General features: G+C 71.7%; 22 protein-coding genes. 13 read left to right on the top strand and 9 right to left on the bottom strand.

The features are described from left to right. From RUH65_RS09395 to RUH65_RS09375, 5 genes are all read right to left on the bottom strand, one after another. Positions 1–1,423, bottom strand: a 1,423-nt coding sequence (locus RUH65_RS09395; protein ID WP_313817110.1) for a DEAD/DEAH box helicase, incomplete at its 3' end; no start/stop codon positions are given. A 271-nt stretch (positions 1,424–1,694) separates the two neighbouring features. Beyond that, the gene (locus RUH65_RS09390; RefSeq protein WP_313817109.1) at positions 1,695–3,341 is read right to left on the bottom strand and encodes an RNB domain-containing ribonuclease; all 1,647 of its coding nucleotides are present in this window, start codon (positions 3,339–3,341) and stop codon (positions 1,695–1,697) included. A 160-nt stretch (positions 3,342–3,501) separates the two neighbouring features. Further along, on the bottom strand, positions 3,502–3,735 hold the full coding sequence (locus RUH65_RS09385; protein ID WP_313817108.1) for a DUF3107 domain-containing protein: 234 nt from the start codon (positions 3,733–3,735) through the stop codon (positions 3,502–3,504). A gap of 177 nt (positions 3,736–3,912) precedes the next feature. After that, positions 3,913–4,533, bottom strand: a complete 621-nt coding sequence (locus RUH65_RS09380; protein WP_313817107.1) for a helix-turn-helix domain-containing protein — start codon at positions 4,531–4,533, stop codon at positions 3,913–3,915. A 69-nt stretch (positions 4,534–4,602) separates the two neighbouring features. Then, positions 4,603–6,000 (bottom strand): glutamyl-tRNA reductase, encoded by a 1,398-nt coding sequence (locus RUH65_RS09375; RefSeq protein WP_313817105.1) that lies wholly within the window; start codon positions 5,998–6,000, stop codon positions 4,603–4,605. A gap of 127 nt (positions 6,001–6,127) precedes the next feature. On the opposite strand from RUH65_RS09375, the gene hemE reads away from it, so the two are divergent. The 6 genes from hemE to RUH65_RS09345 all read left to right on the top strand — a co-directional run bounded on the left by hemE (position 6,128) and on the right by RUH65_RS09345 (position 13,016). Beyond that, on the top strand, positions 6,128–7,264 hold the full coding sequence (hemE, locus tag RUH65_RS09370; protein ID WP_313817104.1) for a uroporphyrinogen decarboxylase: 1,137 nt from the start codon (positions 6,128–6,130) through the stop codon (positions 7,262–7,264). Next, positions 7,261–8,814: an FAD-dependent oxidoreductase gene (locus RUH65_RS09365; protein ID WP_313817103.1), complete on the top strand. Its 1,554-nt coding sequence runs from the start codon at positions 7,261–7,263 to the stop codon at positions 8,812–8,814. The genes hemE and RUH65_RS09365 overlap by 4 nt, the downstream gene beginning before the upstream one ends. A 150-nt stretch (positions 8,815–8,964) precedes the next feature. Continuing rightward, positions 8,965–9,714 carry a hydrogen peroxide-dependent heme synthase gene (gene hemQ, locus RUH65_RS09360; protein WP_313817101.1) on the top strand — a complete coding sequence of 250 codons (750 nt, stop codon included), beginning with the start codon at positions 8,965–8,967 and terminating at the stop codon, positions 9,712–9,714. Continuing rightward, positions 9,714–11,015 (top strand): ferrochelatase, encoded by a 1,302-nt coding sequence (locus RUH65_RS09355; protein ID WP_313817100.1) that lies wholly within the window; start codon positions 9,714–9,716, stop codon positions 11,013–11,015. Before hemQ ends, RUH65_RS09355 begins: the two co-directional genes overlap by 1 nt. Continuing rightward, positions 11,012–12,049, top strand: a complete 1,038-nt coding sequence (hemC, locus tag RUH65_RS09350; protein ID WP_313817099.1) for a hydroxymethylbilane synthase — start codon at positions 11,012–11,014, stop codon at positions 12,047–12,049. The genes RUH65_RS09355 and hemC overlap by 4 nt, the downstream gene beginning before the upstream one ends. 103 nt (positions 12,050–12,152) lie before the next feature. After that, positions 12,153–13,016 carry a uroporphyrinogen-III synthase gene (locus RUH65_RS09345; protein ID WP_313817098.1) on the top strand — a complete coding sequence of 288 codons (864 nt, stop codon included), beginning with the start codon at positions 12,153–12,155 and terminating at the stop codon, positions 13,014–13,016. A 50-nt stretch (positions 13,017–13,066) separates the two neighbouring features. On the opposite strand, the gene RUH65_RS09340 is transcribed toward RUH65_RS09345, so the two are convergent. From RUH65_RS09340 to RUH65_RS09330, 3 genes are read right to left on the bottom strand one after another with little or no spacing between them, the layout of a single operon-like run. Then, positions 13,067–14,599 (bottom strand): MFS transporter, encoded by a 1,533-nt coding sequence (locus RUH65_RS09340; RefSeq protein WP_313817097.1) that lies wholly within the window; start codon positions 14,597–14,599, stop codon positions 13,067–13,069. Continuing rightward, on the bottom strand, positions 14,596–16,044 hold the full coding sequence (locus RUH65_RS09335) for a M20/M25/M40 family metallo-hydrolase (RefSeq protein WP_313817096.1): 1,449 nt from the start codon (positions 16,042–16,044) through the stop codon (positions 14,596–14,598). The genes RUH65_RS09340 and RUH65_RS09335 overlap by 4 nt, the downstream gene beginning before the upstream one ends. Before the next feature lie 49 nt (positions 16,045–16,093). After that, positions 16,094–16,939 (bottom strand): NYN domain-containing protein, encoded by an 846-nt coding sequence (locus RUH65_RS09330; protein WP_313817095.1) that lies wholly within the window; start codon positions 16,937–16,939, stop codon positions 16,094–16,096. A 187-nt stretch (positions 16,940–17,126) separates the two neighbouring features. Here RUH65_RS09330 and RUH65_RS09325 point away from each other — a divergent pair, with 187 nt between their 5' ends. The 5 genes from RUH65_RS09325 to hemL all read left to right on the top strand — a co-directional run bounded on the left by RUH65_RS09325 (position 17,127) and on the right by hemL (position 22,491). Next, positions 17,127–18,257: a DUF2092 domain-containing protein gene (locus RUH65_RS09325; protein WP_313817094.1), complete on the top strand. Its 1,131-nt coding sequence runs from the start codon at positions 17,127–17,129 to the stop codon at positions 18,255–18,257. Between the two features lie 7 nt (positions 18,258–18,264). After that, the gene (locus RUH65_RS09320) at positions 18,265–19,245 is read left to right on the top strand and encodes an ATP-binding cassette domain-containing protein (RefSeq protein WP_313817093.1); all 981 of its coding nucleotides are present in this window, start codon (positions 18,265–18,267) and stop codon (positions 19,243–19,245) included. Next, positions 19,235–20,086, top strand: a complete 852-nt coding sequence (locus tag RUH65_RS09315; RefSeq protein WP_313817092.1) for an ABC transporter permease — start codon at positions 19,235–19,237, stop codon at positions 20,084–20,086. The genes RUH65_RS09320 and RUH65_RS09315 overlap by 11 nt, the downstream gene beginning before the upstream one ends. Before the next feature lie 72 nt (positions 20,087–20,158). After that, the gene (gene hemB, locus RUH65_RS09310; protein ID WP_313817091.1) at positions 20,159–21,145 is read left to right on the top strand and encodes a porphobilinogen synthase; all 987 of its coding nucleotides are present in this window, start codon (positions 20,159–20,161) and stop codon (positions 21,143–21,145) included. Continuing rightward, positions 21,145–22,491 carry a glutamate-1-semialdehyde 2,1-aminomutase gene (gene hemL, locus RUH65_RS09305; RefSeq protein ID WP_313817090.1) on the top strand — a complete coding sequence of 449 codons (1,347 nt, stop codon included), beginning with the start codon at positions 21,145–21,147 and terminating at the stop codon, positions 22,489–22,491. Before hemB ends, hemL begins: the two co-directional genes overlap by 1 nt. Before the next feature lie 53 nt (positions 22,492–22,544). On the opposite strand, the gene RUH65_RS09300 is transcribed toward hemL, so the two are convergent. Next, positions 22,545–23,228, bottom strand: coding sequence for a 3'-5' exonuclease (locus tag RUH65_RS09300; RefSeq protein ID WP_313817111.1), 684 nt, complete (start codon positions 23,226–23,228; stop codon positions 22,545–22,547). Between the two features lie 177 nt (positions 23,229–23,405). Here RUH65_RS09300 and RUH65_RS09295 point away from each other — a divergent pair, with 177 nt between their 5' ends. Continuing rightward, positions 23,406–23,894, top strand: coding sequence for an MGMT family protein (locus RUH65_RS09295; RefSeq protein WP_313817089.1), 489 nt, complete (start codon positions 23,406–23,408; stop codon positions 23,892–23,894). Positions 23,895–24,023: 129 nt separating this feature from the next. After that, a partial coding sequence (locus RUH65_RS09290; RefSeq protein ID WP_313817087.1) for a UvrD-helicase domain-containing protein occupies positions 24,024–25,657 on the top strand: 1,634 nt, incomplete at its 3' end.

Genomic DNA, 25,657 nt, shown 5'->3' with positions numbered 1-25,657 from the left:
CGCCTCGGCCGTCCGACGTCGCGCCCGGACCGCCGAGGTCCTCGAGCGTCTCCCCGTCCAGGCCCGGCTTGGTGCGCTGGTCCCGGGGCAGGCGGCCCTTGGAGCCCTTCGGGATGTTCAGGTCCTCGAAGAAGTGCTTCGAGGAGGAATAGGTCTCCGGCGGCTCGGGGACATCCAGCCCCAGGGCCTTGTTGATCAGACCCCAGCGCGGCATGTCCTCCCAGTCAACCAGGGTCACGGCGGTGCCCTTGTTGCCGGCGCGGCCGGTGCGGCCCACGCGGTGAAGGTAGGTCTTCTCGTCCTCGGGGCACTGGAAGTTGATCACGTGGGTGACATCGTCCACGTCGATGCCGCGGGCGGCCACGTCGGTGGCGACCAGCACGTCCACCTTGTCCCCGCGGAAGGCACGCAGGGCCTGTTCGCGGGCGCCCTGGCCGAGGTCGCCGTGGATGGCGCCGGCGGCGAAGCCGCGCTTGGACAGTTCGTCCGAGACCCGCGCGGCGGTGCGCTTGGTGCGGGTGAAGATGATGGTCTTCCCCCGGCCCTCGGCGCGCAGGACGCGGGCGACGAGTTCGTCCTTGTCCATGTGGTGGGCGCGGTAGACGAGCTGGCGGATGTCCTTCTTGGTGATGCCCTCGTCGTCGGGGTCCGCGGCGCGGATGTGGGTCGGCTGCGTCATGTACCGGCGGGCCATGGCGACCACGGGGCCGGGCATGGTGGCGGAGAAGAGCATGGTCTGGCGAACGTCCGGGACGGCGGAGAGCAGCGTCTCCACATCCGGCAGGAAGCCCAGGTCCAGCATCTCGTCGGCCTCGTCCAGCACCACGATCTTCACGAGTTTGAGGTTCAGGTGACGCTGGCGCATCAGGTCGATGAGGCGGCCGGGGGTGCCGACCACGACCTCAACGCCGCGCTGCAGCTCCTCGATCTGCGGCTCGTAGGCACGACCGCCATAGATCGTGGCGATGCGCACGGAACGCTTGGAGGCGGCGGTGGTGATGTCCTGGGCGACCTGGTTGGCCAGCTCTCGGGTCGGTGCCACGATCAAGGCCTGCGGGGCGCCGGGGGAGTCGAGCCGGTCGAAGCCGGGCTCGCCCGGGCCCACCACGCGCTGCAGGGCCGGCAGGCCGAAGCCGAGGGTCTTGCCCGTGCCGGTCTTGGCCTGGCCGATGATGTCGTGCCCGCCCAGGGCGACCGGCAGGGTCATGGCCTGGATGGGGAAGGGGTGGGTGATGCCCTTCTCGGCGAGGGCCTCGACCATGTCCGCGCGGACCTTGAAGTCCGCGAAGGTCTTCTCCGCCACGGGCTCGTTGGCCTCGGCGATGTCGATGGAGTCCTCGACCTCGATCGTCTCGATCTCGGAGGTGGCCAGGTCCTCGGTGTCGATGTCGTTGTCCGCGGAGATCTTCTGTTCAGGAGTCATGGGGAAAATTCGGTCCCGTCATTCAGGCAGGGCGGCTCGGCGCGATGGCACTGGTTCCAGTGCACTCCGGCGCCTGGCTCCGGCTAGCTCGGCTAGCTGCGGGGCGGCGCGGATCGGCCGGACGCCGTGCGTCCATGGTGGAGCCGATCGCGGGAGGTGCAAGGCCGGCATCGAGGGGATGGGCCCTGGATTCGGGCTGGCCCTTCAGGGGCGCGTGCCGGATCCGGAGAGTCAAATCACGAGGGTGAACGCAGATGAACAATGCGATCGGTCATCCTTGATGGGGCCAGTCTACCGTGTCCTCGTGATCTTCCGGCGCGAGATCCGCACCCGGGACCTCCGCGGGACGAGGCGGGGGAGTCTGGCCGGCCACTCGGAACAGCACCGTACGGGTGGCCATGTCCGCGGTGACGAGCACCACCCGGATGCGCTGCCCGGCCTCGGCCTGGCCCTCGAAGCGGGCCAGGACCGGAGGTTGTTCCACCTGGATCTCGCCCCAGGGCTGACGCCCCTCGCGGCGAGCCTTCTCGGCCTGTTCGGAGCTCGGCGCGGAGATGACCACGGCGCTGAACTCCTGGCCTTCCATCCCGTGCAGGGATGCCGCCTCGACCAGGTCCAGTGCGGCATTGGTGGCTCGGGACGCCACGAGGGAGGAGCCCTTCATGGCCGCGGGCAGGCTCGGCAGCAGGCCTCGGACACTTTGGGGCACCTCCTCGCCGTTCTCCAGGGCCAGGCAGGAGGCTAAGACGAACCGGTCCACCAACCGCCGCAGTGGCGCGGTGGCGTGGGCGTAGGGGGACGCGATCGCGGACTGGACGGTCACGTCGGGCGTGTCGCCGTCGAAGGCGGTGTATCCCGCGCCCCGGAACAAAGAGGTGGCCGCGTGCATGATGGCCAGCTCCTGTGGTCGCGTGGTGTCCAGTTCCCGCAGGTATTCGCCGTACGGCTGGTCCAGTGGCCACGGGTGTCCGAGGGCCCGGGTCCGGGCCCGGAACGTCGACTCCGCATCCGGGTCGGCCGGCGGCATGGTGCGCAGGATGCCCACGCCGCCGTCGAGCATGATGTGCGCCGCGGCGATGCCCGTCATCAGGGAGATCTGGGCATTCCAGTCCTCCACGTCCAGCGGAGGCGCGGTCAGGACCTGGTAGCCGTGATCCGTGGCCGTGATCTCCTGCTCCGGCAGGCGCAGGCTCGCTCCGCCACGGTCGGTCTCCAGCCGGGTCCGGAGGAGTCCGACCTCCTTGAGCAGAGCGAGCGTGGAGCCGGGTTCGCCACCGGCGTCGATCCGATGCTGTGCCTCCTGGTACGTGAGCTGTTCCCGGCTCCGCACCCGGGCACGTTCCACGGAGGTGGAGACCACGGCACCGGTCCGGTCCAGGCCGAACGTCCACAGGTACGCGCCGCGGTCCACGCCGGGCAGCAGGGAGCCGGTGTCCTCACTGATGACCTCCGGGTGCAGCGGGATCCGCCCGTCCGGCAGATAGACCGTCTGTCCTCGGCGCATCGTCTCGGCGTCCAGCGCGCCCCCCGGGGCGATGAACGCCGGCACGTCGGCAATCGCGTAGTGGACGGTGAATCCGTCATCCTGGTTGCCGGAGTCTCCGGAGTCTCCGGAGTTGCCGGAGCTGCCCGGACCAGCGGGTTCGCCGAGATGGGTGCGGCTACCGAGCCCACGCTGCAGGTGTACCGCCTGGTCCAGGTCCGTGGAGCCCGGCGGGTCGATGGTGAGCAACGGCAGGTCCGTCCGGTCATGGACCGGTAGGCGGTTCACGGCGTCCGCCGCGGCCTGCTCCGCCTCCGCCAGCACCTCGGGAGGGAACCCGGCGGGCAGCGCGAATTCCTCCCGGAGGGAGGACAAGCGGCTGGCCAGCTCGGTCTGGGCGGCGGAACGGGCGAGATCCAGATGGTAGTGGGCCACGGGCTCACCCTATCCGTCGGCGGGGGTGTTGCCGAGGGTGCCTCACACGGCAAGACGCCCCGCCGTGAGCGCGGACGTCACGAGTGGCGTCCGCCCCCGCGGCGGGGCGTTCAGGACCTGGCGCGTGGCGCCGGGGTCAGGAAGAGGGGTGCGTCAGAGATCAGGAACCCGGGGTCGGGACAAATCCGACCGGACGCGGAGTCTCGGTGCCGATCTCGACGTAGCCGATGATGGCTGCGGGAACCAGGACCAGGCGGCCCTTGGTGTCCTTCAGGCGCAGAGTGCCACCATCGGAGAGAGCATCGGACACCAGGCGGGCGGCGTCCTCGTTGGTGGCGTCCGATTCGATGACGACCTCGCGGGCCACGTTCTGAACACCAATGCGGATTTCCATGCCTGTCTCCTTCTGGTCACGGTGGCCGGTGCCCACGGAGTTCCGTGGTCCGGCGATTACTGGTCCGACAGCAGACTAGAGGATCACCGGTCGCTGCGCGGTGGGGCCGAGCCGACTTCGGCCACGGGCGTAACGGCCTGTGACCTGTCCGCCTGTGAGCCGTTCGCCAGCGGCCGGTCAGCGTTCCTTGGGGAAGCGGCTGATGCCGCGCCAGGCCAGGCGGAAGGCCAGGTCGGCCGCCGTTTCCAGGTCTGGCCGCGCCTTGTCGCCGGCCTGTCCCGCCCAGTGCCGGGCGGAGGACTTCACCAGTCCGGCCAGGCCGTGGCCCAGCAGCAACGCCTCCGCGCGGGAGAGCATGGTGTCGGCGGTGATGACCTCGGCGATATCGGCGGCGAACCGGTGGTCCAGGCCTTCCATTCGCAGGGCGACGTCCGGGTCGTTGTTCAGCCCGGAGTCGAACAGCAGACGGTAGGCCCGGTCCGGGCTGTCCACGAACTGGAAATAGGCGTGGACCGTGGCCTGCACGCGGGCCTTGTTGTCCGTGGTGGACTCCAGTGCGGCGGTGATGGCGGAGCCCAGCAGGTCGACCTGGGTGTCCATGAGATCGAGGAAGAGCTCGTGCTTGCCGGGGAAATGCTGGTACAGCACCGGCTTGGAGACGGCGGCGGCCACGGCGATGTCGTCCATCGAGGTCGCGTGGAACCCGTGATCGACGAAGACCTGACGGGCGGCATCAAGCAACTGCTTGCGACGCTCCTCGCGGGGCAACCTCGACTGGCGCACGGGGGAGGTGCTCACGGTGATGCCTTTCTGGAATGACTCGTCAGGTGCAGACGGTGCAGGCCAGTCTACCGGCCGGTAGCCGCATCAGGCGATGCGGGCTGCTCCGGCGGCCGCCGCCATGGTTCCGGAGGTCGGGCCCACTGCTCCGGTGGCGACGTCCGGTGCGACGTCGGCCGGGCAGGACTCGGGGCCGGCCTCGGCCACGGGCGCGGAGACCTCCAGGCCGAACAGAACGTTCAGGGCGTTCTCGTACTCCTCGAGACGGCCCTCGGCCGCCATCTCCTTGGCCCGGACCGTGGGCTCGTGGAGCATCTGGCGGACCATGCGGCGCAGTGCGAACTCCACCTCTTCGGCGGCGGCGGTACAGCCGTGCTTGCCGCGGACCCGCTCCATCTCGGACTCCAGCACCCGCTGGGTGTGCTTGCGCAGGGCCACGATGGCCTCGTTGGCACTGCGGGACTTGCGTTCCTGTACGTACCCGGCCACCGCCCCGTCCACCATCCGGGAGGCCTCCACGAGCGACTCCTGCTGGCCCTCCGGGGCGGCCATCTTCACGGATTCCAGGGTGATCAGGTCCACGCCGGGCAGGTCGGCGATGGCCGGATCGAAGTCGTGGCTGAGGGCCAGGTCCAGGACGGTCAGCCGGGTCTGCACGCCCTCGCGGAGCCGGCGCAGGGTCTCTGCCTCCAGCCGCCGATCGCCACCGGAGCAGCCGATCAGGACATCCGCCTCGGCGATCGCTCCGTGGATCTTCTCCCCGCCGAGAGCCATGGCCCATCCGCCGCGGTCGGCCACGAAGGCCTCCGCGCGGCCGGAGGCGGAGTGCACGCCCACGTGGGCGGCGCCGCGGTCAGCCAGCTGGGCCAGGGTGGTGCCGGCGTAGGATCCGGTGCCGATCACCAGGATGTTGGCCTGCTCCCAGAAGGCGCGGGTCTCGGCGTCGGAGACTCCCGCATGCAGGTCTGCCGTGAGGTCGAGTGCCACGGAGACGATGGAGCGGCCTGCCGATCCCAGCGCGGTCCGCGTGCCGACGTCCTTGGCGGTGCGGGTGGCCGATTCGAAGAGCTTGACCAGGGCACCGGTCGCGGTCCCCGACTCCTGGGCGGTGCCGAGCGCGCGGCGTACCTGCCCGGCGATCTCGCGTTCACCCACCACGGCTGACTTCAGGCCGGAGCCCACCTCGAACAGGTGGCGCACGGCGGAGTCACCGGTCAAGACCTTGAAGGAGGACTCCACCGTGGACGGAGCCAGGCCGGAGCCGCGGGTCACGGCCTGCAGCAGCTCTGCCCGGGCCTGCTCGACCGAGCGGTCATCCGGGGCCTCGGCGTAGATCTCCACCCGGTTGCAGGTGGCGAGCACGACCGCACCACTGACGGAGGATTCGGGGATGACAGAGGCGACCTCGCCGGTGCCGTTGCTCAGCTGCGCCACCGTGTCGAGGTCAAGGTCGGTGTGCGAGGCAACCAGGGAAAACAAAGCCACAATGCGCCGATTCTAATCCTTTCGGGCGGGCGGGTCTAAGAAGGGCACCCTGTGTTCATCACCACGGCCATCCCCACGGCGCCGACGCGATTCACCACTGGAGAAGGAAGATGGGACAATATCGGTCATGTCCGAACCCCTGACCGGCACCCCCCTGCCTGCCGACCACCCGCTGGCCACCACCGATCCGGCCCGATCCACCGTCGGATCGCCCCTGGTCACCGCCTTCCGCGGGGGTACCCCTTCCCGCACGCCGGTGTGGTTCATGCGGCAGGCCGGCCGATCCCTGCCGGAATACCGCCAGGTGCGCCAGGGCGTCGGCATGCTCGAATCCTGCCTGAATCCCGAACTCGCCTCTGAGATCACCTTGCAGCCCGTCCGCCGGCATGACGTCGATGCCGCCATCTTCTTCTCGGACATCGTCGTCCCGCTACGCCTGGCCGGCGTGGACGTGGACATCGTCCCCGGCACCGGGCCCGTGCTCGGTCAAGCGGTGCGCACCGCGGCTGATGTGGAGGCCCTGCCCGAACTGACGGACGAGTCCCTCGAGCCGATCCGGGAGGCCGTGCGTCTGACGGTGGCCGAGCTGGGCAGCACTCCACTGATCGGCTTCGCCGGCGCACCGTTCACCGTTGCCGCCTACATGGTGGAGGGCGGCCCGTCCCGCGACCACCTCGGTCCGCGCACCATGATGCACGCGGATCCCGAGACCTGGAATGCCCTCGCCACGTGGGCCGCCAACACCGCCGGCGCCTTCCTCCGTGCGCAGATCGAGGCCGGGGCGTCCGCCGGCCAGCTCTTCGACTCCTGGGCGGGATCCCTGTCACTGGCCGACTACCAGCACTACGTTCAGCCGCACTCGGCCCGTGCCTTCTCCCACGTCCGCGACCTGGTGGACGGTGGCGGCCAACCGGTGCCGCTCGTGCACTTCGGCACCGGCACCTCCGAGATCCTCCCGGCCATGCGCGACGCCGGAGCCTCCGTCATGGGCGTCGACTACCGGTTGCCGCTCGGTGAGGCACACCGCCGCCTGGGTGCCACGCCGGGCCCGGACGGGCGCGGCACCGTCCCGCTGCAGGGCAACATCGACCCGGCCCTGTTGCCCGCCCCCTGGGAGGTGCTCGAAGCCCATGTCCGCGAGGTCGTGGAGGCCGGCCGTGTGGCCCCCGGGCATGTGGTCAACCTCGGCCACGGCGTCCCGCCGACCACCGACCCGGCGGTCCTGACCCGGATAGTCGACCTGATCCACTCGATCCAGCCGTGACCTCCCCAGCCGTGACCTCCCGGCCTGCAGTCACCCCCACCGCCCTCGTGGTCGGTGCGGGAGTCTCCGGGCTGCTCTCTGCCTGGGAACTGGTGCGCGCGGGCTACGCGGTCACCTTGGTGGAGGCCGGCGATTCCCTCGGCGGGTGCGTGGCCCCGCGCACGGTGGCGTTGCCCGAGAACCACGAGCTCACCCTCGACGCCGGTGCCGAGTCCTTCGCCGTCCGCACCCCGGCCGTGCGCGACCTGGTGGAGGTGCTGGGACTGGGGACCTCTGTCGTCGCGCCCCACTCAGGCGGATCGTGGCTGTACCTGCCGCCGTCCGGACCGGGTCAGGACCACCGGGCCGTGCCTGCACCGCGCGTGGGGATCCTGGGGATCCCGGGTGATCTGGAAGCCCCCGAGGTCGCTGAGGCGCTCGGTGCCGACGCCCTGGAGCGGGCCCGCCGGGACCTCGAGGACCCGGCGCGCGGCTCCGCGGACGCGATGTCTGCCACCCGCGAGATGCCCGCGCCGTCATCACTGGGAACCTGGCGCCAGGCCCTCGAGGAGGGGAGCCCGGTCACTGTCGGCGCCGTGGTGCGGGACCGCCTGGGGGAGGGGGTGCTGCAGAGCCTGGTCGCGCCCGTCGTCGCCGGCGTGCACTCCGCGGACCCGGACACCCTGGACCTGCGCACCGTCGCCCCGGGCCTGCTGGAGGCCCTCGTGGCCGAGGGGTCACTGGTCCGCGCCGTGGCCGCCCGGCGTGCCGCTGCCCCGCCGGGGGCCGTGGTCGCCTCCCTGCGCGGGGGACTGCACACCCTGACCGCGGCGCTCGCCGAGGAGGTGCTCCGGGCGGGGGCCCGCGTGCTGACCGGGACGCGGGCGGTCACGCTGGCGCGCGCGGCCGAACACCGCTGGACCGTGGAGTTGGCCGCGGGCGCGGCCGGCACCGAGGCCGTCACCGTGGACCGTGTGGTCGTGGCCACGGACGGCCCCCGGGCCTGGGATCTGCTGGCCCCGGCTTCCGACGGGGCACTGTCCGCCGCGGACCGGCCGCACGAGGGAGCCGGCGTCGCGCTCGTGACCTTGATGGTGGACGCGCCCGGGCTGGACGCGAACCCCCGGGGGACAGGCCTGCTGGTCTCGCCGGCCGTCTCCCCGGACGTGGTGGGCGCCAAGGCCCTGACCCATGTCAGTGCCAAGTGGGACTGGGTCCGGCGGGAGCTCGGAGGCCACCGCCACGTGCTGCGACTGTCCTACGGCCGGGTGACGGATTCCCCCGGTTCGGCCACTCCGGGGTACCGCACGCCGGAGGAGGACCTGTTGGGCAGGGCCCCGGCGGATGCCACCGCCCTCACCGGGGTGGACGTGGCCGCCGGGCTGGTCGACTCCTTCGTGGTGCGGTGGAAGTCCGCCCTGCCCGCGGCCACCCCGGACCACCGGGCCAGGGTGGGGTCGGTGCGCACGTGGCTGGGGAACCAGCCCGGGCTGGACGCGGTCGGGGCGTGGCTGGCCGGGACCGGGCTGGCCGCCATCGTGGCCGACGTGCGCCGGCGGATCGTGCCATGATCCCGCCGACGGTCCCGCAGGCCGCACCGAACCCGGCCGAGGCATCCCGCCGCCGGGAGGGGTAGGCTGGGATCGCTCGTTCTACCGCTTGTAGAAACCGGCGGTGGGCACGGAACCCAGACTTTAGGTGACACCACAGGAGTTGTGACGATGACCGAGAACCAGCCTCAGGGCGACGCAGACGCCGGCGCCCGGGGAGTAGACAGCGCGGGCGATGCGGAGAAGGTCGAGTGGTTCACCACCTATACCGTCTTCGCGCGGAAGGCGGCCGGCAACGGTGGCGGCCACACCGAGACCGAGCGGAAGCGGGCCGTGGAGCAGTTCGACGCCGTCGTCGCCGCGCTGGCGGAGAAGGGCGTGACCGTCCGCGGCACCTATGACGTCTCCGGCATGCGCGCCGACGCCGATCTGATGGTCTGGATGTACGGCCATGTGGCAGAGGACCTGCAGGCCGCCATCCGCACCCTGCGCCGCACCGAGCTGCTGGCCGGCACCACCATCGTGCTGTCCGCCATGGGCTCGGACCGGATGGCCGAATTCGCCAAGGACCATATCCCTGCCTTCGCCATGGGACGCAAGCCGCTGAAGTGGCTGTGCTTCTACCCCTTCGTCCGCTCCTACGACTGGTACCTGCTGGAGCCGGCCGAGCGTGGCCGGATGCTCAAGGACCACGGCATGCTGGGCCGCGAGTTCCCCATGGTGTGGGCCAACACCACCAGCGCCTTCGCGCTCAACGACTGGGAGTGGCTGCTGGGCCTCGAGGCCCCGGAGCTGAACAACCTCGTGGACATGATGCGCCACCTGCGCAACAACGAGACCAGATTGCATGTGCGCGAAGAGGTGCCCTTCTACACGGGCCGCCACATCACCACCAGCGAGATCGCGGAGGTCCTGGCCTGATGACGGGCACCGCCAAGCACGCGGCAGGGAACCAGCCCTTCGACCCCCTGTCCGGGGTGGACGAGGACGGCACCATGGCCGCGAAGGACTACGACTCCATCCTGCTGGCCTCCTTCGGCGGACCCGAGGGACAGGATGACGTGATCCCGTTCCTGCGCAACGTCACCGCAGGCCGCGGCATCCCCGACGAACGCCTCGAGGAGGTGGCCACCCACTATCGGGCCAACGGCGGCGTCAGCCCCATCAACGAGCAGAACCGTGCCCTGCTGGAGGCCCTGCAGACCGAGCTGGCCGCCCGCGGGATCAACCTGCCGGTTTACTGGGGCAACCGCAATTGGGAGCCCTACATCCCCCAGACCCTCGAGCGGATCTACGCCGACGGGCACCGGAAGATGCTGACCGTGGCCACCTCGGCGTACTCCTGCTATTCCTCCTGCCGTCAGTACCGCGAGGACTTGGGCATGGCCCTGCGGTCCACGGGCCTGGAGGGCAAGCTCGAGGCGGACAAGATCCGCCAGTACTTCAACCACCCCGGATTCGTGGCCCCCTTCGCCGAGGGGCTGAGCACGGGGCTGGCCGAGATCCGCGCCGAGCTGGCGGCCGCTGGCCGGGCGGACGGCCGGCTGCACATCTTCTTCGCCACGCACTCGATCCCGACCTCGGATGCCGAGGCCGCCGGGCCCCGCCCGGTGGCTGCGGAGCTGCGGGAGAAGACCGGGCTGGCGCCGGGCGAGGGCAATGGCGCCGACGTCTACTCGGCCCAGCACCTGGACGTGGCCGAGGAGATCCTGCGGCGCGTCCCCGAGGCCACCGGGATCGACTGGTCACTGGTCTACCAGTCCCGCTCCGGTGCCCCGCACGTGCCGTGGCTCGAGCCGGACATCAACGATGCGATCGAGCAGCTGGCGGCCGCTCATGCCAGTGAGGGCGAACGCGAGAACCACGGTGAAGGGGCTGACGCCGGCCCGCTCGCCGGGGTGCTCGTGGTGCCGCTGGGCTTCGTGTCCGACCACATGGAAGTGGTGTGGGACCTGGACACGGAGGCCAAGGAGACCGCCGAGAACCTCGGCCTGGCCTTCCGACGCACCCCGACCCCCGGGACACATCCAGCCTTCGTCTCCGGCCTCGTCGACATCGTCGAGGAGCGCCTGGGCCGGCGTGAGGGCCGGGCCGCCGTGGGCTGCTTCGGCGCCTGGAGAGACGTCTGCGCGCCGAACTGCTGCGTCAAGGTCATGCGGGACGGCACGGTCCGCCCCACCGTGGCGGCCGTCGATTCCGAGGTGGGTGTTCCGACCCGATGAGCGGTACCTTCACGATCGGCACCCGCGGTTCCCGCCTGGCCCGCACCCAGACGACCACCGTGGCGGAGGCCCTGGCCGGCCTGTCCGGGCTGGACGCCGAACTGGAGATCATCCGGACCGAGGGGGACGTGACCACGGGCTCCCTGGCCTCACTCGGCGGCACCGGGGTCTTCGCCTCGGCCCTGCGCGCCGCGGTGCTGGATGCGAGGGTCGACCTCGCGGTGCACTCCCTCAAGGACCTGCCCTCCGTCCAGCCGGAGGGCCTGGTCATCGCGTCCATCCCAAAACGGGTGGACGTCCGTGACGCCCTGTGCGCCCGGGACGGCCTGCGGCTGTCCGAGTTGCCGCAGGGGGCGAAGGTGGGCACCGGCTCGCCCCGGCGGGTCGCCCAGCTCAAGGCCGTGCGCCCGGACCTGGACGTGGTGGACATCCGCGGCAATGTGCAGACCCGCCTCGCACGGGTTCCGGGCCTGGAACAGCACGATGATCATGCCCCCGCCGCCGCCGGCTCCCCGCGCGGCGACCTGGACGCCGTGATCCTGGCCTGTGCCGGACTCGACCGGATCGGCTTCGACTGGGCCATCACCGAACGCCTCGCTCCGACCGTCATGATGCCGGCCCCGGGGCAGGGCGCCCTGGCCGTGGAGTGCCGCCCGGAGACGGCGGTGACCGGCGCCGGTTCCACCCATCCGGTGGCGCAGGCCCTGGCCGGGTATGACGACGCCGTGACCCGGTTGCAGGTCACCGCCGAGCGGGCCCTGCTGGAGCGGCTCGAGGCCGGCTGTTCGGCACCGATCGGTGCCCTGGCCCACGTGGAGAAGGACCCGGCCCGACTGGTGATGGACGCCGTGGTGGCCGCGACCGACGGCAGCCGCCTGCTGCGTGAGCACGCGTCCGTGGACCTGCCGGCCGTCCGAGTCCGCCGGGAGGACGGCTCCGCCGACTCCGAGGCGCTCGGACTCGCGCGCCAGCTCGGCATCGACGTGGCGGAGGCCATGCTGGCCGGCGGCGCCGACCTGCTGCCCGCACCATGACCCCGGTCCTGGCATCTGAGTCGCAGGAATTGGCGCCGTTCGACCGGATCTGGGCCAATTCGTGCGACCTGGATACGGGGTGTGTCGGGACGGGGGTGCGTTGATGGCCCCCGCGGCGTCCCGCACCGTCGTGCTGACCCGGCAGCCCGTGCAGGCCGGCGCCGTGGAGGCCGGGCTGGCTGCAGCCGGCTACCGCCTGGCCTTCCTGCCGTTGACAGACTTCGAACTGCCGGCGGACCTGGCCGGGCTCCGTGCCGCCGTCCGGCGCGTGGAACCCGATGCGGGGAACGACGGCGGCGACCCGGCAGGCCTCGACGGCACCGCGGGCGTGACCCCGGCACTGGCCTGGTTGGTCCTGACCAGCCCGAACACCGTGCGCGCCCTGGTCCGCGCCGGCTGGGACGGCCGGCTGGCCGCCGGCCTCCGGGTGGCCGTCACCGGCCCCGGGACCGCCCGCGTGCTCGCGGAGGCAGGGTGCACCGAGATCCCCTGGATGCCAGAGGGCGACGCCTCCGCCGCCGGGATCCTCGCGCAGTTCCCGCCACCGGGTGACACCCCCAGCCGAGTCGTGCTGTTGCCGCAGTCGGCCCTCGCCACCGACGAGGTGGCCGAGGGGCTGACCGAACGCGGCTGGGAGGTCCACCACGTGCAGGCCTACCGCACCGTGCCGCACCCGGCGGCCACGGAGCGGCGGCTGCTGGGGGGACTGCCGCCAGAGGCGGAGAGCGCGGAGACCGTGTCCGTGGACGACCTCACCGGAGCCGATGTGGTGCTGACGAGTCCGAGCGCGGTGCGGGAGCTGGTCCGCCGCCGCGGCACCGCCGTCCCGGCCGGAACCCGCTTCATCGCCCTCGGCCAGCCCACGGCCCGGGCGGCCGCTGCGGAGTCCCTGCACCTGGCCGCCACCGCACCGAGCCCGGACGCCCTCGGAGTGCTGGCCGTGTTGGGCCTCGGTCACCGCGTCTAGCACCCGGGTCTCTCCGGACCCGCCACCGTCCGCTCCGCCAGGGTCTGTGCCTACTGGAACGCCTTCTTCGGGACGAACAGCAGCAGGACCGCTGCCGCGAAGGCGGTGGCCGAGCAGACGATCCACACGGTGAGGTAGCCGGAGAACGAACCGGCCGTGCCGACGTCGGGAGGTCCCGTGATCTCCGGAAGGGCCTCCGGGCCCGGAATCCCCGCCGCGGCGGTGGTGGCCAGTGCCAACCCGAAGATGCAGGAGGCCACCGCGCCGCCCACGGTCTTGACCGAGTTGGTCAGTCCCGTGGCCACACCGGTCTGCTCCCGCGGGGCGGCCGCGGCGGCCGCCGCCGGCAGCGAGGCCACCAGGGCGCCGGAACCGAGTCCCACCACCACCATGTTCGTTACCACGTGGCCAATCTGGTCATGGAACGGCAGGAACAGGCCGAAGCCGACCGCCACGCACAGGGTCGCGAACAACAGGGCCATCCGCGGGCTCGTCCACCGCGAGGCCACCGGCAGCAGGCTGGCCCCGGCCACCATGGCGACGAGGTAGGTGCCGATGATGAGGGAGGTCTGGAAGCCGGTGGTCCCCAGCCCGTAGCCGTAGATCTCGGGGTCGGTCCGGGCGAAGGTGGACAGCGGTGCCTGGGCGCCGAGGACCGAGACCCCGAACAGGCCCGCGGTGGCGAAGACCGGCCACAGGGCGGGGTCGGTGAACATGCGGATGTCGATCAGAGGATCGGGATGTTCCCGCTCGACCCGGATGAACCGCACCAGTGCGAGGGCGCCGGCCGCCAGCATCAGCACCGAGAGCCAGAACCCGGGACGGTCCGGTGCGAGGCCGGCACCCCGCAGCACGAACAGCGACCCCATGATCAGCACGAGGGCCACCGTGACCCAGAACAGCCCGGTCATGTCGAAATCCCGGCGTCGGAAGTTGGCCAGTGAGGCTCCGGGCGTCTCCTCGACCCCGAGGATGATGGCCACCAGGCACAGTCCCACCACAATGGCCGGGACGGCCAGCACGGCCTGGACGTCCATGGTGTCCACCAGGGCGCCGGCGGCCAGCGCCCCCGCGATGGCCCCGACCTCCAGGGCGCCGACCAGCAGGGCGGCGGCCCGCCGCGTCAACACCGCCGGCCCCGGTCCTGCCGCAGGGGCGTCCTCTCGCGCCGCCGTCCGGACGTAGATCAGGGCGATCTCCAACGGCAGCCACACCACATAGAACCCCTGGAAGGCCCACGCGACCAGGAACACCCAGAACACGGGGGCCACCACGAGGGCGATCGACGCGGCCAGGGTCACGGCGGTGGACCAGATCAGCACCTTCCGGTGTCCCACCTGGTCTCCGAGCTTGGAAAGCATCGGCACCACGAGGGCGGACAGCATCAGCTGGGAGCCCTCCAGCCAGTTGACGTCCGCGTCATTGACCTCCAGATGCCGGGCGATGTCCGTCAACAGGGGCGTGTAGTAGCCCTGCAGCACCCCGGAGGTGAATTCGACGAAAGCGAGGAATCCGACGATGGAAGCCAGCCCGCCGAAAAGCAGCGCACCACCCTGCCGGCGCCGCCCGAGGACCGCCGTCACCCCTGGCCGCCGGGTGCCGTCACGGCGGAGTCAGGGAAGCGGCCGCCTCGGCCGGTGATGAGATCGCGGTGGAAGCGCTCACCCCGCTCCAGCGAGGCCACGGACACCCACTCGTTCTCCCCGTGGATGGAGGCCCGTTGATCGTCATCCATCCAGAGCGGGGCGAACCGGTAGACGTGGCGGCACCAGGCGTGGAAGTGCCGGGAGTCGGTGGCGGCCATCAACAGGTAGGGCACGGTCGTCGCGCCCGGCCACGAGGTCCCGACGGCGGCCCCCAGGGCCGCGAACCGGTCACCCTCCGCGGGGGATTCGTCGGAGGGGCCGTGGCCGTGGAGGAGCTCGACCTTCACCTCGGGGTCGGCGATGCGATGGTCGATGCCGTCCAGGACCCCGGCCACGGTCTCCCCGGGCACGATCCGGCAATCCAGGGTGGCGCTGGCCGTGGAGGGCAGCACGTTGTTCGCCGTCCCGGCCTCCAGCCTGGTCTGGGCCACGGTGGTGCGGACCATGGCGGCCGCCTCGCCGCCCATCGCCCCCAGGGCCCGGGCCGCCACGGTCCCCGAACGGAGGGCCCACGGCAGGGCGCGCCCCGCCGCCCCGGAGGCCAGAGGGGCGAGCGCTCCGAGCATGGCCGACGTCGTGCCGTTCAGCCGGGCCGTGAAGGGCCGCCGCTCCAGGCGGCGCAGGGCGCGGGCCAAGCGCGGGATGGGAGATCCGGGGGGTGGGGAGGAGGCGTGGCCGCCGGCTCCGGAGACGGTGAGCCGCACCTGAGCCTGGCCCTTCTCGGCGAGACCCACCATGGCACAGGTGCCCTGGACGAAGGACAGGGGGGCGGGGACCACCGCGCCGCCCTCGTCGAGAACCAGCCATGGTTCGGCGTCCCGGCCCTGCTCCGCCCGGAGGCGCTCGCGGAGCAGCTCTGAGATGGCCGCCGCGTTGCGTCCGCCGACCTCCTCGTCACCGCCGAAGACCAGCCAGACGTCATGTTCCGGGGTGAATCCTGAGGCCAGGAGGTTCTCCACCGCCTCCAGGACGGCCACGAGCGGGCCTTTGTCATCGAGGGCGCCGCGGCCCGTCACCGCCGGTTCGCCGGACAGGACGTGCTCCGTCCCGGCGAACGGGTCCGTGTCCCAGCCGGCGGCCGTCCACGCGGCCTGGTCCTCGGGCGCCGGGACGACGTCCCAGTGGGCCATGAGGACCAGGGGGTCCGTGGTCCGGGCACCCCGCCAGCGGAACAGCAGACCGGTGGAATCCACGATCTCGTGATCCAGCCGCTCGTGGGCGAGAGGATAGAGCCGGGCCAGGAGCTCCGGGAAGGCCCCGAAATCCGCGGCGACGGCGGGCTGCTCCGGCTCGCCGTGCAGGGCGGAGACGGTGCGGAGGCGGATCAGCTCGGCCAGGCGGTGGCCGGCACCGGGCCGGGGTGTGACGGGGGATACAGGCATGCCGATCAGGGTATCCCGAAAGTACCGGCGGGTAGCCGGCCCGGGACGGTTACATCCGGTTCCTACCCTGCTTGAGGCGGACCTGCATGCGGGAATCGGCCGTGCGGTGTTCCAGGTAGGGCTGTTCGGAGACCAGGGTGCTCAGCTTCTGGTGCCCGAAGTCACGGGGGTCGAAGTCCACGTGGGTGCGGCTCAGGTGCTGGCCGACGCGGCTCAGGGAGGCCCAACCATCGTCTCCGCTGGTGGCGTTGAGGGCCTTGGCCAGGGCGCTCTCCAGGTTGATCCGCGGGCGTTCCTCGTCCAGTGCATCAGGAGCGTGGGGTGTGTCGACGACGACAGGTACGTCGGCCGTTCCATCGGCGGCATCGGTGTCGTTGTCGTTCGCGGCAGCGCCCCGGCGGCCCCGGCGAGTGGCCCGCCGGGATGGAGCGGTGTCCTCCTCCGGTGCGCCGCCGAGCAGCTCCAGGTAGATGAACTGGTCCACCGCGTTGCGCAGGGACTCCGGGGTCTTGCGCTCGCCGAGACCGATGACGCGCTTGCCGGATTCGCGCAGCCGGGTGGCCAGCCGGGTGAAGTCGGAGTCAGAGGAGACGATCGCGAACGCCTCGACGTTGCCCATCCAGAGCAGGTCCATGGCGTCGATGATGAGGGCCGAGTCGGTGGAGTTCTTGCCCACGGTGTAGGAGAACTGCTGGGTCGGTTGGATGGCCAGCCGGTTCAGTTCGTTCTTCCAGCCGCTGAGCTGGTTGGTGGTCCAGTCCCCGTACGCTCGCTTGATGGTCGGGGTGCCGTAGGTGGCGAGCTCCTCCAGCACCGCGCCTGCATGGGTGGGGGAGACGTTGTCGCAGTCGATCAGCACGGCGATGCGGGTGGTGGCGCTCGAGACTTCGGTCATGGTGTCACCGTACCGGGCTGGGTCCGCTGCCCGTGGCGCCGGGACACGAACGGTAGTGGGTCCGCCCCGGCGGAGTGACCGCCCGCAGCAGGAGAAGCCCCGGTCCTGAGGCCCGGGCCCCTCGCCACGGGTGTCAGGACCGGCGTAGCGTAGACGGGGAAGACGAATCCTCGAAGGTGGGCTTTCCGTGACATCCCAGCAGCGCAACAAGTGGGTCCCGGCCGTGGCGGTGCCGGTGATCGTGGGCGTGATCGCGCTGGGCGGGGGCCTGACGGCCACCGCCGAGGCGGACCTGCCGGACCGGACGGCCGGGGAGGTCCTGGCGATGGCGGCGGGTCACCACGACACCTCCTTCTCCGGCACCGTCGAGGCCAGCTTCGCGCTGGGCCTGCCGCAACTGCCGACGCGGCAGGGCCCGGAGCAGGGCGGGCCGGAGGGGGCGAATGCCGCTGGAGCGGTGCCGGACGGCCTCGCCGAGGCCTTCTCGCTGCTCTCCGGAACCCACGAGGCGCGCGTTTTCGCGGACGGTGCCGACCGGGTCCGGGTGCAGGTCTTCGACGGCACGGACGAGCGCAATGTGGTGCGCAACGGGCAGGAGACCTGGGCCTACGACTCGACGGAGGGCAAGGCCACGCAGATCATCGTGCCGGAGGGATCCGACGGTGCGGGTCCCGGCATGCCGGGTGGCGGGGTAGGCGATATGACCCCGGAGGGGCTGGCCGAGAAGGCACTGGCGGGGCTCGATCCCACGACGCAGGTCACCGTTGGCGAGGACACCCGGGTCGCCGGCCGGGACGCCTACACGCTGCGGCTCGACCCGCGCACTCCGGACACGCTCGTCGAAGACGTCACCCTCGCCGTCGACGCCGCCACCGGTGCGCCGTTGAGCGTCCGTGTCCGGGCCGCGGGCCAGGAGGACCCGGCCATCAACGTCGAGTACACGAGCTATTCGACCGAGACACCGGACGCCGGTCTGTTCGAGTTCGCGCCACCCGAGGGCGTCGAGGTTCAGACAGTCCGTCCCGACGGCGGTATGTGGCCTGATGCTCACCGGTCCGGTCCGCAGGGTGCCGGCGGGCCTCCGGCCGGCGGTGACGCCGTGCTCGGGTCCGGTTGGGACGCCGTCGCCGTGATCCCCGCCGAGAAGGTGCCCGAGGACCTGGCGAGCTCTCCGTTCCTGGACCAGTACGCCACGGACACCGCGGCGGGCCGGGTCCTGAGCACACCGCTGGCCACCGTCCTGGTGGCCGACGACGGCCGGGTTCTGGCCGGTCCGGTTCCGCTCGAGCGGCTGCTCGACGTGGCCGACGCCGGGTGAGGGCACCGTGAAGGCGCCGCCGGACGACGGCGGCGAGGTGGAACCGGCCATCCGCACCCGGGGCCTGAGCAAACGGTTCGGCGCCCGACTGGCCGTGGACGGACTGGACCTCGTGGTCCCCCGCGGCTCCGTGTTCGGCTTCCTGGGGCCCAACGGCTCCGGCAAGACCACCACGATCCGCATGCTGCTCGGCCTGGCCGCCCCGAGCGGCGGGACTCTGAGCCTGCTGGGACGGCCCATGCCCTCGGCCGCGCTCGAGGTCCTGCCGCGCGTCGGGGCTTTGGTGGAGGGCCCGGCGTTCTACCCCTATCTGTCCGGGGCGGCGAACCTGTTGCGACTCGACGCCGCGAACCGTGCGACCGATCCCGCCACCCGCAGACGACGCGTGGCGCGGGCCCTGGAACGCGTGGGACTCGGCCAGGCCGCGAAGCTGGCGGTGCACGCCTACTCGCTGGGCATGAAGCAGCGCCGCGGGCTGGCCAACGCGCTGGCCTCCGAGCGCGAGCTGCTGATCCTGGATGAGCCGACCAACGGCCTGGACCCGCAGGGCACCCGGGAGGTCCGCCACCTCATCGGCTCGCTGGCTGAGGAGGGGGCCACGGTCTTCGTGTCGAGCCATCTGCTCAGTGAGATCGAACAGGTCTGCACCCATGCGGCCGTGGTGGGCCGTGGCCGCCTGCTGGCCCAGGGGACGTTGACCTCCCTGTTCGACGACGGCCCCCGCCGGATCCTCGTCCGCACCCGGGAGGTCCTGCTCGCCGGGGACGTCCTGCGCGGCCTGGGCCTGGCGCCGGTCGAGGAGAGCGTGCCCGCAGCGGGCGCCGGGACACTGCGCGCCCCGCTGGGCGAGGACGCGCCGGAGCCCGAGCGGATCGTCGCCGCCCTGGTGACCGCCGGAGTCGGGGTGCGCGGCGTCGAGGTGGAGCACGCCAGCCTGGAGGACCGGTTCGTGGAGCTGACGGGGGAGGGGTTCGACGTTGAGCAGTGACTCCGAGAGCCGGGTCCGACCCGCCCGCACCGGGACGGCTCTGCTGCTCTCCGAACTGGGGCTGCTCTTCCGGCGCCGGCGCACCTGGACGCTGCTGGCCGCACTGGCCGCGGTGCCCGTGCTCATGGGGGTGGCGGTGCGGGTGACGTCCGGGCCACCGCAGGGCCGGGGCCCGGCCTTCCTGGACCAGGTGACCGCGAGCGGCCTGTTCCTGGCGGTGGCCGCGGTCTTTGTCTGCACGCCCTTCTTCCTCCCCTTGACCGTCGCCGTCGTGGCGGGGGACTCGATCGCGGGGGAGGCCGCCCACGGCACCCTCCGGTACCTCCTGGTGGCCCCCGTCCGGCGGGCCGGGCTGTTGGCTGTGAAGTACGCGGTGGCGCTCGTCTTCTGCCTGGCCGCGGCGCTGGTGGTGGCCGCCGTCGGCGTGCTCACCGGGCTGGCGTTGTTCGGGACCGGACCGCTGGTACTGCCGTCGGGGATGACCATCACGTCGGCGGAGACGCTCGGTCGGATCGGGCTGATGGTGCTCTACGCGACCGTCTCCCTGAGCGGCCTTGGCGCGATCGCCCTCTTCGTCTCCACGCTGACGGACGTGCCCGTCGGGGCGATGGCCGCTGCCGTGGTGCTGACCATCGTGGCGCAGATCCTCGGTGCCCTGCCCCAGCTGGCGTGGCTGCACCCCTGGCTGTTCACCCATCACTGGATGGGCTTCGCGGACCTGCTGCGCGCGCCGCTCGTCTGGGACTCGTTCCGGGAGAACGCGCTGCTGCAGGCCGGCTACGTGGCCGTGTTCGGGGCGCTCGCCTACGGCCGTTTCACCACGAAGGACGTGTTGAGCTAGCTCAGTAGACTGGGACGGCACCGTTTGCCGAACCGACCGCCGAAACACTGCAGAGAAGTCACCGAGGTACCCATGTCCTTTCCCACCCACCGCCCGCGTCGCCTGCGCCAGTCCGCCGCGATGCGCCGGCTCGTGTCCGAGACCCGGATTCACCCGGCCGATCTCATCCTGCCGGTCTTCGTGCGAGAGGGCATCACCGAGCCGGTGGCGCTGCAGTCCATGCCGGGAGTCGTCCAGCACACCCGGGACACCCTGAAGGCCGCGGCCGCCGAGGCCGCCGGGCTGGGCGTGGGAGGCATCATGCTCTTCGGCATCCCCGAGACCCGCGACGCCACCGGATCGGCCGCACTGGACCCGAACGGGGTGCTCAATGACGGCATCCGTGCGGTCAAAGAAGAGGTGGGCGACTCCATGGTCGTCATGTCCGACCTCTGCCTGGACGAGTTCACCGATCACGGCCACTGCGGCGTCCTGACCGAGGGCGGGGCCGTGGACAACGACGCCACCCTGGAGATCTATGGCCGGATGGGCGTGGCCCAGGCCGAGGTCGGTGCCGACCTGGTGGGCCCCTCCGGGATGATGGACGGCCAGGTGGCCGTCATCCGGCAGGAACTGGACGACGCCGGCCACCAGGACACCGGGATCCTCGCCTACGCCGCGAAATACTCCTCGGCGTTCTACGGCCCCTTCCGTGAGGCCGTCGACTCCCAGCTCACGGGTGACCGCAAGACCTACCAGATGGATCCCGCCAACCGCCGCGAGGCGCTGCTCGAGGTCTCCCTGGACCTGGACGAAGGTGCGGACATGGTCATGGTCAAGCCCGCCATGAGCTACCTGGACATCCTGCGGGACGTGGCCGAAGCCTCTGATGTCCCCGTCTCCGCCTACCAGATCTCCGGGGAGTACGCGATGATCGAGGCCGCCGCGGCCCATGGCTGGATCGACCGCGACGCCGCCGTGATGGAGTCCGTGCTGTCCATCCGCCGGGCCGGGGCCGACACCGTGCTGACGTACTGGGCCACCGAGCTGGCCCGCTGGATCAAGGAAGGACGCCTCTGATGACCGAAACCTCAAACCCGGCCAACACCGACCCCACCACCAATGCCGCGCTCTACGACGCCGCCCGTGCCGTCATCCCCGGCGGCGTGAACTCACCGGTCCGCGCCTTCGGCTCGGTCGGCGGCGCCCCGGTGTCCATGGTGAAGGCCTCCGGCCCCTACATGACCGACGCCGAGGGCCGCGAGTACGTGGACCTGGTGTGCTCCTGGGGCCCCATGCTGCTGGGGCACAACCACCCCGCCGTCGTGGGCGCCGTGCACCGGGCCGTGGATGCCGGCCTGTCCTTCGGCACCTCCACCCCGGACGAGCTGAGGCTGGCCGAGCTGATCGCCGGCCGGGTCCCCGTGGACCGCGTCCGCATGGTCTCCACCGGCACCGAGGCCACCATGACCGCCATCCGTCTGGCCCGCGGTGCCACCGGTCGCAACCTCGTGGTGAAGTTCGCCGGCTGCTACCACGGCCACTCGGACGGGCTGCTTGCCGCCGCAGGATCCGGGGTCGCCACCCAATCCCTGCCCGGGTCCGCCGGCGTGACCAAGGCCCAGGCCGCGGAGACCCTGGTGCTGCCCTACAACGACCGCGCCGCGCTGGAGGAGACCTTCACGGCCCGCGGGCGGGAGATCGCCGCCGTCATCACCGAGGCCGCCCCCTGCAACATGGGCGTGGTCACCCCGGAGGCGGGGTTCAACCAGTTCCTCCGCGATCTCACCGAACGCCATGGGGCCCTGCTGATCTGGGACGAGGTGCTCACGGGCTTCCGCGCCTCGGAGACCGGCTACTGGGGACTGTCCGGGAAGGCCGAGGGGTGGACCCCAGATCTGTGGACCTTCGGCAAGGTCATCGGCGGCGGCATGCCGACCGCGGCCGTGGCCGGCCGGTCCGAGGTCATGGATCTGCTGGCACCCCTGGGACCCGTCTACCAGGCGGGCACCCTCTCCGGGAACCCGGTGGCCATGGCTGCCGGCCTGGCCACGTTGCAGAACGCCACGCCAGATGTCTACGCCACCCTGTCCCGGCGCTCGCAGCAACTCGAGGAGCTGCTCGTCGGGGCCCTGACCGAGGCCGGAGTGGACCACTCGATCCAGCGGGCCGGGACCTTGTTCTCAGCGGCCTTCGGCACCTCCGCGAACGGCGTCCACAACTATGCCGACGCCCAGGCACAGGAGACGTACCGCTACGCCCCGTTCTTCCACGCCATGCTGGAGCACGGGGTCTACCTGCCACCGAGCGTCTTCGAGGCCTGGTTCGTCTCCTCCGCGCACGACGACGCCGCCATGGAGCGGATCGCCGCCGCTCTGCCGCACGCGGCCCGGGCTGCCGCCGCCGCGACCGCTCCGGCCTCTTAAGGCACGCCGACCTCCTGGGCACGGCCCGAGGCGAGGCCGAGGGCGTGCGGGGGCTACCGCAGCTGCACGGGCCAGTCGCCGTTGATCACGGCGGCCGGGTCCTTGCGGCGCAGGTAGTCCTGGAAGCTGGCGGCCTGCTCGGCCTTCCAGCGCACCTGCAGCGAGTGGAGCTCATCCAGCCCGACCCGCAGGTCCGCGTATTTGACCGCCAGGCCGTCCGCCACGCCGACGGCCGCCAGTGAGTCCGCCGCGGAGGTGTGCGCCTCCAGCAGGGTCACGCCGTAGTGCGCACAGACATCGGTCAGGGTGCGCTTGCCCTTGCGGTAGCGGTCCACCTGCTTGTCGATCACGAACGGGTCGATGATCCACTGGTTCTGCAGCGGCTCCAGGCCACGGCGGGCGAGCTCACGGTCCATGACGGTGAAGTCATAGCAGGCGTTGAACGCGATGACGGGGATCCCGGCGTCGAAGAAGTCCCGCAGGGTGTCACCGATCTCCACGATGGCCTGGTCCGCGGGCATGCCCTCGGCTTGCGCCCTCTCGGTGCTCACCCCATGGACGGCGGCGGCCTCCTCCGGAATCGGCACGCCCGGGTCCACCAACCACTCGTAGCTGGCGGCGAGGCTGCCGTGCGGGTCCACCACCACGAGGGAGGCGGTCACGATGAGGGCCTCGTTGGGGTCCCGGCCCGTGGTCTCCAGGTCGAAGCCCACACGGATCGCCTGGTGCCAGGGCACCACCGCGACGGCCGCCTGGGCCGCCTGGGCGGTGGGGTCCGAGACCGCGCCAGGGGCAGGCACACCAGTGGGGGAGGATGCTGTTACGTCGCTCACGCCCTCACGGTACCGCGTGGCACGGACGCCCTACACCCGCAACGCGGCCCGCTGTGGACAGGTCCGGCAGAATGGACACCCGTGGGCACCTTTCCCGATCTTCCCCCCGGACCGTATGAGCTCTCCGAGGCGCTGATCCTGGCCGCCCAACTCGTCCCGCCGGGCCATGCCGTGAGCTATGGGCACCTGGCCGGACTCCTGGATGCCGGCGGGCCCCGTCAGGCCGGACGAGCGATGTCCCAGGCGCCCGACGGGACCTGTTGGTGGCGGATCGTGCGCGCCGACGGTTCCCTGCCGGCGTCGTTGTCCGCGCGGGCCGCGCCGCACTACGTCGCGGAGCGCACACCGCTGAAGGGACAGGGCGCCGGGTCACGGGCAGCATCATCTTCAGGGACACTTCGCCCTTCCGGCCCTTCCGGCCCTTCCGGCCCGTCCGGCGCTCCCGACGCCGGCCCGTCCGGCGCTCCCGACGCCGGCCCGCACCCGCGCGTTGACCTGGCCCGGGCACTCTGGGTGCCGGACGAATCCGCGTGGGCGGTGCTCGCCGAACTGAAGGCCCGGCTGGGCTGACTCAGTCGGTGCATCAGTGAGTTAGATCAGTGAGTTCGTCAGTGAGTCCGCCAGTGGGGTGTGGGGTCACGAGCGGGCTTGCCCAGTGTGGTTGATTAAGTTGTCCGGGGCGGCTGGTTGAATGAAGGCATGTCCCCCGAAGCGCAGCATGACGGCCTCCGCTTGACAGCACCGAAACAGGTCCAGGCCGAGTCGTTCGCCCCGGATGCCGATCAACAGAGGGTGCTGGATCTGGTTCCGGGGCACGGCGCCGTCCTCGTGTTGGGTGGGCCCGGCACCGGACGGAGCACCCTCGCGGTGGAGTACGCGGCGAGGCGCATCGAGGCCGGGCTGGACCCCTCCCGGCTGCTGGTGTTGGCCCCGACCCGTCAGGCCTCCGCCCGGTTGAGGGACGCCTTGTCCGTGCGCCTGGACCAGGCCGGCCGGGGCACCCGTGCCGCCACGCCGGTGCGGACGTGGGCGGCGTATGCCTTCGACCTCATCCGCCGCGCCCGGACGGCCGGGTTCCTGCCGACGGTCGAACGGACACCGCGGTTGCTCTCCGGCGCGGAGCAGGACACGGTGATCGCGGAACTGCTGGAGTCCTACGCCACCGGGGAGCGCGGCGGACCGGACTGGCCCGAGGACCTCTCCGAGGCGGTGGCCACCCGGGGGTTCCGCAAGGAGGTCCGTGAGCTGATCGACCGCACCAGCGAGTACGGGATCGAACCAGGGCAGCTGGAGGACCTGGGAGAGCAGCACCGCCGCCCCGAGTGGACGGCGGCCGCGGTGCTCCTGCAGGACTACCGGGACCGGCTGGACCTGGGGATGAGCGAGGCCTTCGACCCGGCCGGGCTGATCACCACGGCATCCCGCCTGTTGGAAGACGTCCCCGAGCTGCTGGACGCCGAACGGGAGAATCTGCCCGTGCTGGTGATCGACGACCTGCAGGAGGCGACCCCGGCCGTGCACCGCCTCATCCGCGTTCTCGGCACCGGCCAGGACGTCCTCGCGACGGCCAGCCCGGACACCGTGGTCCAGGGCTTCCGTGGCGCCCGGCCGGACCTCGTCCGCGACTACCCGGAGTGCCTGGCCACAGCCCAGCGGCCCGGGCGCACCCTGACACTCACCACGGGACACCGCATGGGCGGGGGGGTGCTGGCGGCCTGGCAACGAGTGGCCCGCCGGGTCCCGGCACTGCCCGGCACGCTGGCGCTGCGACGGGAGCTCCTGCCATCTCCGCAGGAACCCGGCCCGGAGCCCGCCCCGGAGGCGCAGGCCGCGGCCCACGTGGTCGCCTCGCCCCCGCACGAACAGCTGCTGGTGCTTCAACAGCTGCTGCACCTGCACCACCGAGGCGGGGTCCCCCTGGGGAACATGGCCGTCATCGCCCGCTCGGGACCGCTCGTCGCCGAACTCGGGCGGTACCTCGAGGCCGAGGGCATCCCCGTCAACCGCTCGGTCACGGACACCGTGCTCAAGACCGAGCCCGCCGTGACGCCCCTGCTCTCCCTGCTCAGGACCGTCTCCACACCGGTGGGGGAGCCGGACTCGGTCATGGACCTGGACCGGGCGCTGTGGCTGGCCGGTGGCAGCTATGGCGGGGCGACGGCCCTGCACCTGCGGCAGCTGAGACAACGCCTGCTGCAGGAGGAGCGTGCGGCCGGTGGCACCCGGTCCAGCACCGAGCTGCTGCTGCAGGCCTTCGAAGACCCGGAGGCGCTGACGGACCATCCCGTCCCGGGGGCCGGGGTGCTGCGTCTGGCCCGGATGGTCTCCGCGGG

This window comes from Citricoccus sp., from assembly GCF_032154715.1.
Lineage (GTDB): Bacteria > Actinomycetota > Actinomycetes > Actinomycetales > Micrococcaceae > Citricoccus.
The sequence above is the reverse complement of the archived record's forward strand: the minus strand, read 5'-3'. Positions and strand labels throughout refer to the sequence as shown.